We start from the raw sequence: 12492 nt of genomic DNA, 5'->3' as shown, positions 1-12492 counted from the left end.
GTCTCGTCCGTGGCGCTTCGCTGTGGTGCGTTGCGTTGTTGCCCCGTCGAGGAGTGCGCATTCTAGAGAGTTCGCTCTGGGAGTCAAACCCTTTTTCGCACTTTTTTTAAAAAACCTGCTGACCGTTCAAATTCCGCTCAAATCGCCGAGAAAACAGGCGCCAGCGCCTGTTATTTGACCGTTACCCGGGCAATCTTCTTCTTTCCGGCCTGAATCACGTGGCTATCGCCACGGGAGAAGGTGCGCTCCTCACTGAGCTGAGCCCCATCCAGGTACACCGCGCCGCGCCCGAATACGTCCTTGGCCGCCTTGCCGTTCTGCACAAGGCCTGCTTCCCGCAGCAACGGCAGGATATGGATGCTGTCCTGATCACCCAGCTCCACCTCGACTTCCGGCACATTATCCGGGATATCGCCCAGCGCAATCTGGTTGCCTGCCGATTTGGGCGCCGCCTGGGCCGCCTGAGCCCCATGGAACCGCTCGACCATCTCCAGCGCAAAGGCTTTTTTGGCCTCCTGGGGCGAGCCCAGTGTATCGGCCTGCGCCTTCAGCTCCGCAATGCGCTCATTGGAGCAGGCACTGAGCAGTTCATAATAGCGCCAGGTGAGGCTGTCGGGAAGCGAGAGCAGCTTGCGGTACATTTCCCCCGGCGCATCATTGACCCCCACATAGTTGCCCAACGACTTGGACATCTTCTGCACGCCGTCCAACCCTTCCAGGATAGGCATGGTCAGACAGATCTGCGGCGCCTGACCATAGGACTTCTGCAGCGTACGCCCCATCAGCAGGTTGAACTTCTGATCGGTCCCGCCCAGCTCCACATCCGCCTCCAGCGCCACGGAGTCGTAGCCCTGCACCAGCGGGTAAAGGAATTCGTGGATGGCGATGGGCTGATTACCCTTGTAGCGCTTGTCGAAATCATCACGCTCCAGCATCCGCGCCACCGTGTACTGGCCTGCCAGCTTGATCATGCCGGCCGCGCCAACCTCGTTCATCCAGCTGGAGTTGAAGGCGACCCGGGTCTTGCTCTCATCGAGAATCTTGAAGACCTGCTCTTTGTAGGTCTCCGCGTTGCGCAACACATCCTCGCGACTCAACGGCGGGCGAGTCGTACTCTTGCCCGTGGGATCGCCGATCATCCCGGTGAAATCGCCAATCAGGAAGATCACCTCATGCCCCAGCTCCTGAAACTGGCGCAGCTTGTTGATCAATACCGTATGCCCCAGGTGCAGATCCGGGGCAGTGGGGTCAAAGCCCGCCTTCACCCGTAACGGCCGGCCCGATGCCAGTTTTTCCCGCAGCTCCTCTTCCTGGATGATCTCATCCGCCCCGCGGGTAATAAGTGCCAGTTGCTGATCCACCGTGGCCATGCCTACCTCTATTTCCAGACCCATTAATGAAAGCGCGCCATTGTAGCACTTGAACGCGGCCAGAGAAGGCGGGTATCTTTGCAGGTCAGTTTTTCGCTGTGCCCTGCGGGCGCGCCAGTCTCTATTTACCCAACCAGGCCCTCACAGACTCTTCATGAAACAACTTATCTCTGCTGCCGGCAGGCTGGTGCGCCAGTTCCCACGCACCCATTTACTGCTGAGCATGGTATTGCTGGGCGGCGTCATCCTGATCGCCTTTCGCCCGGACAGCACCGAAACCGCCCCGGAACGCGTTCAGGCCATCAGTCTGCCGGAACGCACAGCACCCGCACCAAAACCGCAAACCACCAGCAAACCCGCACCGGCCACACCGCAATGGCAAACGCTGACCGTGGAATCCGGGGACAGCCTGTCCTCATTACTGCACCCCCTGGGCATTGGCGCCGGGCAAATCGATGCCCTGCTCAAAGGTGACGACAAGCTGAAGCGGCTCACCCGCTTGCGCCCCGGGGAAGCGCTGGAAGTCATTGTTAGCGACAGCGGCTCCCTCACCAACGTGCGCTACCACCCCTCGAAAGTTGAAACCCTCACCGCACGGCTGACGGGCGGCGGCTGGAATGTGCGCCTGAGCCAACGGGAATACCAGAAGCAGACCCGCTTCGCCCAAGCCGACATTACCGGCTCCCTGTTCCTGGCCGGGGCCGCAGCTGGCATCACCGACCGGCTCACCATGCAGCTGGCCAACCTGTTTGCCTGGGATGTGGATTTTGCCCTCGACATTCGCAAAGGTGACCGCTTCCGCATTCTCTATGAAGAACTTTATCTGGATGGGGAGAAAGTCGGCGAAGGCGACATCCTGATGGCCGAATTCTGGAACCAGGGCCGTCATCTCACCGCCTTCCGCTACGAAACCCTGTCTGGCGACGTGGAGTACCTGAACATCAAGGGCGACTCCATGCGCAAGGAATTCATCCGTACCCCGGTGGCCTTTGCCCGCATCAGCTCGCGCTTCAACCTGAGCCGCAAACACCCCGTGCTCAACCGGATCCGCGCGCACAAGGGCACAGACTACGCAGCTCCATCCGGCACCCCCATCAAGGCTGCGGGCGATGGCAAGGTCATTTTCGCCGGAGTGAAAGGTGGCTACGGCAACGTCATCATCCTTAAGCATGGCCAGATCTACACCACCCTGTATGCCCATATGCGCAGCTTTGCCAAGGGCATTCGGGTCGGCAAACGGGTCAAACAAAGCCAGACCATTGGCTATGTGGGTTCGTCCGGTCTGGCCACCGGCCCACACCTGCATTACGAATTCCGCATTAACGGCGTACACCGCAATCCACAGACGGTGCCATTACCCAAGGCACGCGGCATCAACGACAACGAGAGAGCGGAGTTCCTGATTGCTGCCAACCGGCTGAAAGCACAAATGACCCTGTTCTCCGAAGCCTCAACACTGGCCAGCAGCGATGTCTTCTAAGACCGAGCCATCCCTGTTTATCGGCCTGATGACCGGCACCAGCGTGGACGGCATTGATGCCGCCCTCGCCCGCATTGGCGACGACCATTTCACCCTGCTCAGCACCTTGAGCCAGCCGATCCCGGCCCCGCTTCGCGATGATATTCTGGCCCTGTGCCAGCCCGGCAGTAACGAGATCGACCGGGCCGGACGCGTCAGCCAACAACTGGCCGCTGAATACGCCACTACCTGTGAGGCCCTGCTCGCACAGGCCAGCCTGACACCGGCCCAGGTTCTCGCCATTGGCTGCCACGGCCAGACCGTTCGCCACCGCCCTCAAGCACCCGGCTTTAGCGTTCAACTGGGCTGCCCGGACACCCTGGCGGTGCAGAGCAGGATTCCCGTGGTCAGCAATTTCCGCAACAAGGACATGGCACTGGGCGGGCAAGGCGCCCCGCTGGTACCCCCCTTTCACCGGCAGCTTTTCGCCCAGGCAGACCAGCGCATTGCCGTGGTCAACATCGGCGGCATGGCCAATGTGACCTTGCTGGATAACGGCCAGCTCACCGGCGGTTTTGATACCGGCCCCGGCAACGTGTTGATGGACAGCTGGATCCAACAGCACCGCCAGCAAGCCTATGACCGCAATGGTGACTGGGCCGCCAGCGCCCACCCCGATGCCGCTCTGCTTGCCTCCCTGCTGGATGACCCGTATTTCCATCAGCCGCCCCCGAAGAGTACCGGGCGGGAGCGTTTCAGCCGTGACTGGCTCAACACACAACTGGCGAACCACTCACTCCCTGAGGACGTCGTCCAGGCAACGCTGGCAGAGCTCACCGCCCATTCAATCAGCGATGCACTTAACAACTTCCAGCCCGATCATGTGCTGATCTGCGGCGGAGGCGCCCACAACCAACACCTGCTGGAACGCCTTCAGGCACTACTCGGCGCCCCGGCCTCCAGCACCGCTGAGCACGGGCTGGACCCGGACTGGGTGGAAGCCGCCGCATTTGCCTGGCTAGCCTGGGCGCGCATGGAAGAGAGGACGGGCAATGCGCCGGTGGTCACCGGGGCATCAAGGGAGGCGGTATTGGGGCAGATCACCCTGCCGTAGGAGCGTCGCTGGCGGCGCGATTCCAACTTTTGGCTCAAGGCATTTTCACCACAGAGGGCACGGAACTCACTGAGACAATCCTGTCTCTCCCTGCGGTGAAATGAAAGTGTTCGCTGTGTCCCGAGTTATCGCGCCGCAAGCGACGCCCCTACCGCAAGGGCAGTCAAACCAGCCACAGCCCAATCATGGCGCAGCTGAAACCCAGGGTGGCACCGGCGAGAATATCCGACGGGTAGTGAACCCCCAGCAGCACCCGGGACAAACCCACCATCACCGCCAACCCCAGTGCCAACGCCATTACCGGCGGGTAGAACACGCACAACAAGGTGGCCATCACAAAGGCGGCTGCGGTGTGCCCGGACGGAAAGCTGAAGCGGTCCGCCGGTTGAATAAACGCTGACAAACTTTCCAGGGCATCCGCCGGCCGGGGGCGCTTGATCAGGTGCTTGAGCAGCACAAACAAGGGCACCTCCAAGGCATAGGCCGCCATGGCAGTCAGGGCAAACTCGCTACCCCCTTGTCGATCCATCCACCAGATGAACAGCGTCAGCGCCACATAAAAGGGGCCATCGCCAAGGCGGGAGATCATCCGCGCCATACGAGCGCGGCGGGCTGCTTGCGGCTGCTGTAGCAACCAGCACATGGCCCGGGTGTCCGCGGCGGTCATTCGCTGAAATGTCGGTTTTGTCGTCATCATGGGTTCAGTGTCTACCCGAAAAGCGACGAAATGTTGATCAAACGGTGAAGGTTTTGTGACAACAAGAGACGCACCACGCTTCACGCCGCCCTTCGGGCGCACGCTAAAACCAAGAAGGCGCCATAGGCGCCTTCGTACTGCTCATGCGTGGTGCGTGTTTGCGTGGTGCGTGCTGCGTTCTCAGACCGAGAAGGACGAGCCGCAGCCGCAGGTAGTGGCCGCATTGGGGTTGCTGACCACGAAACGCGAGCCCATCAGGCCCTTTTCGTAATCCACCTGGGAGCCATCCAGGTACTGAATGCTCATGGCGTCCACCAGCAAGGTGACACCCTCTTTCTCCACCGAGGTATCGTCTTCATTCACCGCTTCATCGAACGTGAAGCCATAGGAGAACCCCGCACACCCGCCGCCGGTGATATACACACGCAGCTTGAGGTTCGGGTTTCCTTCGTCGTCACGCAGCTCTTTGACTTTGGTGGCGGCGGCATCGGTGAATGAAATTGGCGCTGACTCGCTCATACTCTCGCTATTGGCTGACATCTGGGCAGTAGAAAACCCGCCCCGGCACTAAACGCCCGAGCGGGTTGATCATGTTCCAGTACCCGACTAAAACAGTCAAGAATTATCCGCGGGCACCTTCCGCCTTCCCGGGCGCATCGTTGCTTGCTGCGTCCTTGCCGGCGGACTCCGGCTTGGCCGTTTTGCCAGCATCCGGCGCGGGCAGATTACGGCGCTCGTCATCCAGGCGGACCAGTTTGCCATTCACCCGCGCGCCCATGACCATTTCGATCATCCGGTAGTACACGTTGCCTTCCACGGACGCCTTCTCCGCCAGCTCCAGGTTCTCGGTGGCGTGCACATCCCCTTCCACGCGACCATTAATCACCACCTGGGCGACCTGGATTTCGCCTTTCACCACACCGCTTTCGCCAATCACCAGGCGACCGCCATCCTTGCCCACGCTGACATTGCCTTCCACGGTGCCCTGAATATGCAGGCCTCCGGAAAATTCGATATCACCACGAACGGTTGCGCTGGGCGCGATCAGGGTATGGTTACGGTAATCCTGGGACGATGCCCCTGTAGTCACTGCGGTTTTCTTGTCTCGGCCTAGCACACGTCTCTCCTACTGCCATTTTATGGTTTTCTGTGTCTGGTAACGGTTTCTGCCGCCGCTCTCAGCATCCACATCTACCGCTTGTACCACCACCCCTTCGGGCACCTTAAAGCGGCCATTCAGCTCCTGAAAGTAACGAAACCGGAAGCGTGTCTCACTCCCGTCTTCAAGCCAGCTACTGCCATTGAGCTCAAACGCTTCCCCGTCTTTCTCGCCATGCAGGTGCAAGCTGATATCCCCGGACAGGTAACCGCGGTTGTCACCGGACTGTACCAGCACCACCCGGTAACGGTATTCGTCAGTCTCGTTGTCCTGCTGCACCGTCATTTTTTCGATCTGCAGGCCACCCTCGGTGCCAGCCGGTGCCATCACATTCTTGTAGAACAGTACCGCTTCTTCCAGCTCGGCCACCTGGTCCTGCAACGCCTTGATCTCCTGGCGCACCTCTTCACGTGCCTCCAGGGTCAGTTCGGAATCCGCTCTGAACACCGCCAGTTCATTACGCGCAGTCTCCAGCTCTGCATCCAGGGTCTTGACCTCACCACGCAGTCGGCGATTGGATTCCGAGGCATCCAGAGCACCGCCAGCACCCAGCCAGCCGCCCAGCAAAAACAGCAACACCGCGACGACAAGCGCAACCGACACCCACAGCCGCCGCTGCTTCTTCTGCTGAGACGGGCTGATCGGCATCAGCATCACATCATCGATGCCCGCCCGGCTTTTCGGTTTCTTCGCCATAGTTACGGCGCCAACGGAACCACTGCCAGCCCCGCCCCCTCATCCAGACCAAACATGATATTCATGGCCTGCACAGCCTGACCGGAAGCCCCTTTTACCAAGTTATCAATCACCGACAGCACCACAATCACGTTCTCTCCCCGCGGTTGATGCAGAGCCAGCCGACAGATATTGGCTCCCTTCACGAAACGGGTTTCCGGGTGGCTGCCCAGCGGCATCACATCCACAAAGGGCTCATCGGCATAACGGGCCTCGAACGCCGCCTGAATATCTTCCAGTGGCGGCGCCGATTCGGTGAGCTGACCGTAGAGAGTGGCATGAATACCACGGATCATGGGGATAAGATGTGGAACAAATGTAGCGCTTACCGGGCCACCAGCGATATCGCCCAGCCCCTGCTCGATCTCCGGCAAATGCCGGTGACCGCTGGCGCCATAGGCCTTGTAGCTCTCACCCGCCTCCGCCAGCAACATGGGCACCTTGGCGCCTTTGCCGCCACCGCTGGCGCCACTGGCCGCGTTGGCGATCAGCTGATCGGGCTTGATCCAGCCCTTTTCCAGCAACGGCAAATAGCCCAGCTGGATCGAGGTGGGATAACAACCGGCGCAGGCCACCAGCCGAGCGTCACGAATCGCCGCCCGATTCACTTCCGGCAGGCCATATACCGCATCCGCCAGCAACTCCGGGCAGGCATGGGGCTCGCCATACCATTCGCTCCAGAGTTCATGATCGCGCAGCCGGAAATCCGCTGACAAGTCCACCACCCGCACGCCGGCGTCCATCAGCTCAGGCATCATCCGCATGGCCACGTTATGGGGCGTCGCAAAGAACACCACGTCACAGGCCGCCAGCCGCTTCACATCCGGCTCACTGAAAACCAGATCCGTACGGCCACGCAGGGACGGAAACAGGTCAGCCACCGCCACACCCGCTTCGCCACGAGAGGTAATCACATCCAGTTCAGCATGGGGGTGGTTAACCAACAGGCGCAATAATTCGACCCCGGTATACCCGGTACCGCCGACCACACCTACTTTCAGCGGTGCACTGGCTGGTGCTGGCTGAGAAGACATACCCCACTCCTGAACTGCATTAATAAAAGGAAGCCCTGCATGATAGGGTCGCCATCGATCAGCGGCAAGAAAGTGCCGCCCATAACGGCCTGAAAACCGCCTTGCCCACCCGGATGACGGTCAACCCGGCAGTTGCCGCTCCGACTCTTTCTCTCCATCCGCCGACTCGGTTTTTTCATTGCCTCGTTCCGCCGGCTTGTCCTGGGGCTTTTCCAGCGCCATGCCCTGACCATCAGAAAGGCGGTCAGCCAGGGAGTCATACAAGGGGCGAGCCCAGACGACTTTGGCCACCGCTGCGGACAGTAGCGCACCCGCCATCAGCGGCAGCAGGATATCGTGGCGGTTGCCGGTCAACTCCATCACGATCACGAAGGACGTGATCGGCCGCTGTATCACCCCGGCCAGAAACGCCGCCATGGCCACCAGAGTCAGGCCCACCAGCGACGAGCCAGGAAAGAAACCACCAACCACGTTACCAATACCCGCCCCTGCCGCCAGGCTGGGGGAGAACAGACCACCGGGAATGCCGGTAAAATAAGACACCAGGGTGGCTGACATCTTGGCCAGCGCGAAGGTCCAGTTACCCGGCTGCTCACCACTCAGCAGGGTAGATGCCTGCTCATAACCACTGCCGTAGGTGGCCCCGCCCGTAATCAGCCCCAGAAACACCAACACCAGCGCGCACAGCACCACCACACGGTATGGGTGCTCCTTGGCGTAGGGCGAAAGAAATTGGCTGCCCTTGATCAGCAACCGGCTAAAAAAGCCGCCCAGCAGACCACACACCAGCGCCGTCACACCAATCGCTGCCCAGTCCCGGGTGATGTCCAGCGCCCCGTCCGGGTGCCCAAAAAAACTGTAGTGCCCCATTATCATTAGCACCACCACACCGGAAAGAATGATGGCCATGATCAGGGTACCGCTGGTGCGCTGCTCAAATGATCCGGACAGCTCCTCGATGGCAAACACAATCCCTGCCAGGGGCGCATTGAACGCCGCCGAAACCCCTGCCGCGCCGCCCGCCACAATCAGGGAGTTGTCCACGTATTTCTGGTTAAGCCGCCCCACCCGGCCCACCGAATACATCATCGCCGCGCCCATGTGCACACTGGGGCCCTCGCGGCCAATACTGGCCCCGCACAGCAACCCCAGGCAGGTGAGTACAAACTTGCTGAGAATAACGCGCAAGGACAGGAAAGCAGGGCGCAACCAGTGGTAGCGCTGCTTCAGCACCACCAACACCTGAGGAATACCACTGCCCTGGGACTCGGTACCCAGCTGGCGCATCAACCAGACAATCACCACCATACCCACCGGGGTTATTAGTACCGGCAAGTATGGAGACTGGGCATGGATTTGCGTGAAAGTGTGGGACGCCAACTCTGCCACCCAGGCAAACGCCACCACCAGCAGCCCCACCATGATGGCGCCAGACCAGAACACCGCGCGCAATTTCCAGTCCTGCCAGGAACCCAGCTGCCGACGGCTCAGCCGCCGGGTGCGAAACAGGTAGTAACGCATCAGACGACTATGGCGTGGCCGCTTATTCACAGCGCTCCTTTACTTAGACAGCAGCAAGTGGACCGGAAAGAATACAGGTAAGTCTGTATAGTGTACGCCCACTGGAAACATCTCTCCAATGTCGCCACCCATAACAAGGGACAGCCCCCATGCAGTTTGCGCTCGATTACTTTCTCTGGATCAAGGCCTTCCACTTGATCGCCGTGATTTGCTGGTTTGCCGGCATTTTCTACCTGCCACGCCTGTTCGTGTATCACGCCATGGCAGAGGATCAACCCAGCCGCGAACGCTTCAAGATCATGGAACGCAAACTCTACCGGGGCATCATGAACCCCAGCATGATTGTCACCGTAGTCCTTGGCATGTGGATGTTCATGGCAAACATGGAAGCCTACAAAGGCAACGGCTGGATGCACGCCAAACTGACGCTGGTGTTCCTGCTGATTGGCTACCACCACGTCTGCCTGTCCTACATGAAGAAGTTCGCCGCCGACGCCAACACCAAAAGCGACAAGTTCTACCGCATCTTTAACGAGATTCCGGTTTTTCTACTGATCGCCATTGTGATATTGGTTGTGGTGAAACCTTTCTGAGACACGCCATAAGCTGGGCGTCACACAGCAAGCGGCGTCCGGCACCAGGCATTTAGCATCAGGCCCTCCAATGAAACCCAATATTCTTGTGATTGCCGGCCACGACCCCTCCGGGGGCGCCGGCATCCATGCCGACATTGAAGCCATTCAGGCTCTGGGCGGCTTCGCCTCCACCCTGATCACCGGCCTCACCGTACAGAACAGCCAGAACGTGCGCGGCTTCCGGCTCACTGACATCGATTTGCTGCAACAGCAGGCCGACGCCCTGCTGGACGACATGGATTATCAGGCCATCAAGATCGGCATGACCGGTTCGGTTGCCATCCTCGAGTTCATTACCCGGCTGCTCAAACGGCTGCCCGGCGTTCCCGTCATTCTCGATCCGGTACTGGCCGCCGAAGCCGGTGGCAGCCTGGCGCAGGAATCTCTCGCCGAAGCCATGCTCGAAAAACTGGCGCCACTGTGCGACGTGATGACCCCCAACCTGCCAGAAGCCCAGGCCCTGAGCGGGCAAACAACCGTCAGCGACTGCGGCCGAACCCTGGTCCAGCGCAGCGGCTGCGCCACCCTGGTCACCGGCACCCACGACGACACTGATCAGGTCATCAACCACCTGTTCACCGCCGTCGGCGAAGAACAATGGCGCTGGGACCGGTTGCCACACAGCTATCACGGCTCCGGCTGCACCCTGGCCTCGTCCATCGCCTGCCTGCGCGGTCGCGGCCAGTCACTGGACAGCGCTGTCGCCAATGGCCAGGCCCACGTGGACCGCTTTCTGCGCGGCGCCTTCCAGCCCGGGCAAGGCCAATACGTGCCCAACCGCCAGGCCTGAAACGCCCCATGTCTCGCTATCTCCGCCTCCACGGCCTCTACGCGATCACCGACCCGGCACTGACCCCGGACGAGCGCCTGTTGCCCGCCGCCGAAGCCGCCCTACGCGGCGGCGCCCGGCTGCTGCAATACCGGGACAAGACCGCCAGCCCGGCTCAACGCGAATACCGGGCCGCCCAACTACGCGCCCTGTGCCACCAGTACGACGCCCTGTTTATCGTCAATGATGACCCGGCCCTGGCCGCCCGCGTGGATGCCGATGGCGTACACATCGGCCAGAGCGACGGCGGCATCAAGGCGGCCCGCGATCAGCTGGGCGACTCACGGATAATCGGCGTCACCTGCCACGGCGATCTGGCATTGGCCGGCCAAGCTGCCGAAGCCGGCGCCGATTACCTGGCCATGGGCCGCTTCTTCACCTCGCAGACCAAACCCCAGGCGCCGCCGGCCTCACTGGCGGTGCTGCGCCAGGCCTGCCAGCAGTTTCATCAACCCGTGGTAGCCATCGGCGGAGTGAATCCGGATAATGCGCCGCAACTGATCGACGCTGGCGCCGTGTCTGTGGCGGTCATTCATGCCCTGTTCGGGCACACCGACACGGCCTCCATCGAAGCCACAGCACGCCGCTTCAGCGCCTGTTTCCCGGCCACCGCCGGACAGGCCATCCCAGAATAGATTCAACAGAGGACACACCATGAGCCGCAAGCACTCTGAACAGCTTTTCCGTCAGGCCCAGAAACACATTCCCGGCGGCGTGAATTCCCCGGTGCGGGCGTTCAAAAGCGTCGGCGGCACACCGGTGTTCTTCCATTCCGCCCGTGGCGCGTACCTGTTCGACGAAGACGACAATCAATACATCGATTACGTGGGCTCCTGGGGCCCCATGATCTTGGGCCATAACCACCCCCACGTGGTTGCCGCCGTGCAGGCGGCCGTACAGGAAGGCCTGAGTTTCGGCGCCCCCACCGCCACGGAAGTGGCCATGGCCGACAAGGTCTGCGAACTGGTGCCCTCCATGGACATGGTGCGCATGGTCAACTCCGGCACCGAAGCCACCATGAGCGCCATCCGCCTGGCCCGCGGCTACACCGGCCGCAACAAGATCATCAAGTTTGAAGGGTGCTATCACGGGCACGTGGACAGCCTGCTGGTGAAAGCCGGCTCCGGCGCCATCGCCATTCCCGGCTCCCCCGGCGTACCGGAAGCCGTCACCGCGGACACCCTGGTGCTGAACTACAACGATGCCGCCAGCGTCACCCAAGCTTTCGAAGAACACGGCGACGATATCGCCGCCATCATCGTGGAGCCGGTGGCCGGCAACATGAACTGTGTCCCCGCCACCGAGAATTTCCTGCAGACCCTGCGCCAGCAGTGTGACAACAACGGCGCGGTGCTGATTTTCGATGAAGTCATGAGCGGTTTCCGGGTAGCGCTGGGCGGCGCCCAGGGCCATTACGGCATCACCCCGGACATGACCACCCTGGGCAAGATTGTCGGGGGCGGCATGCCGGTGGGGGCTTTTGGCGGCAAGCAGGCCATCATGGAGCATCTGGCACCGCTGGGGCCGGTCTACCAGGCGGGCACCCTGTCCGGTAACCCGGTGGCCATGGCTGCAGGCCTGGCGACGCTGAACCTGATCAGCGAGCCCGGTTTCCACGACGCGCTGACGGAAAAAACCACCCGCCTGCTGGAAGGCCTGACAGCCGCCGCCCATGCGCAAGGGGTGTCATTCACCACCGCACAGGCCGGCGCCATGTTCGGGCTGTTCTTCACCGACCAGAACCGTATCAGCAGCTTTGCGGAAGTGATGGCCTGCGACAGCGAACGCTTCAATCGCTTCTTCCACGCCATGCTGGACCAGGGTATCTACCTGGCGCCCAGCGCATTCGAAGCGGGCTTCGTGTCTGCGGCGCACAGCGACGACGATATCGAAGCAACCATCGCCGCCGCACGCAAGGCATTTGCGAAGATCTGAAAAA

Annotated in this window: 13 protein-coding genes; 6 read left to right on the top strand and 7 right to left on the bottom strand. The window is 61.0% G+C overall.

Annotated features, from left to right (window positions below):
- Positions 1–170: 170 nt before the first annotated feature.
- Positions 171–1370, bottom strand: coding sequence for a tyrosine--tRNA ligase (gene tyrS / locus F1529_RS06900; protein ID WP_155137124.1), 1200 nt, complete (start codon positions 1368–1370; stop codon positions 171–173).
- A 154-nt stretch (positions 1371–1524) separates the two neighbouring features.
- On the opposite strand from tyrS, the gene F1529_RS06895 reads away from it, so the two are divergent.
- Positions 1525–2850 carry a peptidoglycan DD-metalloendopeptidase family protein gene (locus F1529_RS06895; protein ID WP_155133216.1) on the top strand — a complete coding sequence of 442 codons (1326 nt, stop codon included), beginning with the start codon at positions 1525–1527 and terminating at the stop codon, positions 2848–2850.
- Entirely contained in the window at positions 2840–3943 is a 1104-nt protein-coding gene (locus F1529_RS06890) for an anhydro-N-acetylmuramic acid kinase (RefSeq protein WP_155133213.1), read from the top strand. The genes F1529_RS06895 and F1529_RS06890 overlap by 11 nt, the downstream gene beginning before the upstream one ends.
- Before the next feature lie 163 nt (positions 3944–4106).
- Here the strand turns inward: F1529_RS06890 and F1529_RS06885 are convergent, their stop codons facing one another.
- From F1529_RS06885 to F1529_RS06860, 6 genes are all read right to left on the bottom strand, one after another.
- Entirely contained in the window at positions 4107–4640 is a 534-nt protein-coding gene (locus tag F1529_RS06885; protein ID WP_155133210.1) for a phosphatase PAP2 family protein, read from the bottom strand.
- A 180-nt stretch (positions 4641–4820) separates the two neighbouring features.
- The gene (erpA, locus tag F1529_RS06880) at positions 4821–5180 is read right to left on the bottom strand and encodes an iron-sulfur cluster insertion protein ErpA (RefSeq protein WP_039926795.1); all 360 of its coding nucleotides are present in this window, start codon (positions 5178–5180) and stop codon (positions 4821–4823) included.
- An 82-nt stretch (positions 5181–5262) separates the two neighbouring features.
- Positions 5263–5757, bottom strand: a complete 495-nt coding sequence (locus tag F1529_RS06875) for a polymer-forming cytoskeletal protein (protein WP_039926794.1) — start codon at positions 5755–5757, stop codon at positions 5263–5265.
- A 9-nt stretch (positions 5758–5766) separates the two neighbouring features.
- A complete protein-coding gene (locus tag F1529_RS06870; RefSeq protein WP_155133207.1) occupies positions 5767–6495 on the bottom strand; it encodes a DUF6776 family protein in 729 nt (242 codons plus the stop codon).
- Positions 6496–6497: 2 nt separating this feature from the next.
- A complete protein-coding gene (argC, locus tag F1529_RS06865) occupies positions 6498–7568 on the bottom strand; it encodes an N-acetyl-gamma-glutamyl-phosphate reductase (protein WP_155133204.1) in 1071 nt (356 codons plus the stop codon).
- Positions 7569–7688: 120 nt separating this feature from the next.
- Positions 7689–9119, bottom strand: coding sequence for a chloride channel protein (locus tag F1529_RS06860; RefSeq protein WP_050760167.1), 1431 nt, complete (start codon positions 9117–9119; stop codon positions 7689–7691).
- Between the two features lie 119 nt (positions 9120–9238).
- Between F1529_RS06860 and hemJ the strand changes: the two genes are divergently transcribed.
- The 4 genes from hemJ (at position 9239) to hemL (ending at position 12488) form a co-directional block, all read left to right on the top strand.
- Positions 9239–9682: a protoporphyrinogen oxidase HemJ gene (hemJ, locus tag F1529_RS06855; protein ID WP_155133202.1), complete on the top strand. Its 444-nt coding sequence runs from the start codon at positions 9239–9241 to the stop codon at positions 9680–9682.
- A 70-nt stretch (positions 9683–9752) separates the two neighbouring features.
- The gene (locus F1529_RS06850) at positions 9753–10514 is read left to right on the top strand and encodes a hydroxymethylpyrimidine/phosphomethylpyrimidine kinase (RefSeq protein WP_155133199.1); all 762 of its coding nucleotides are present in this window, start codon (positions 9753–9755) and stop codon (positions 10512–10514) included.
- An 8-nt stretch (positions 10515–10522) separates the two neighbouring features.
- The gene (gene thiE, locus F1529_RS06845) at positions 10523–11188 is read left to right on the top strand and encodes a thiamine phosphate synthase (RefSeq protein ID WP_155133196.1); all 666 of its coding nucleotides are present in this window, start codon (positions 10523–10525) and stop codon (positions 11186–11188) included.
- Between the two features lie 19 nt (positions 11189–11207).
- Positions 11208–12488, top strand: a complete 1281-nt coding sequence (gene hemL, locus F1529_RS06840; protein ID WP_007150376.1) for a glutamate-1-semialdehyde 2,1-aminomutase — start codon at positions 11208–11210, stop codon at positions 12486–12488.
- The last annotated feature ends 4 nt before the right edge of the window (positions 12489–12492 follow it).

Origin of the sequence: Alcanivorax sp. VBW004 (assembly GCF_009718865.1) — a bacterium.
Lineage (GTDB): Bacteria > Pseudomonadota > Gammaproteobacteria > Pseudomonadales > Alcanivoracaceae > Alcanivorax.
This window is presented reverse-complemented; position numbering and strand designations above follow the sequence as displayed.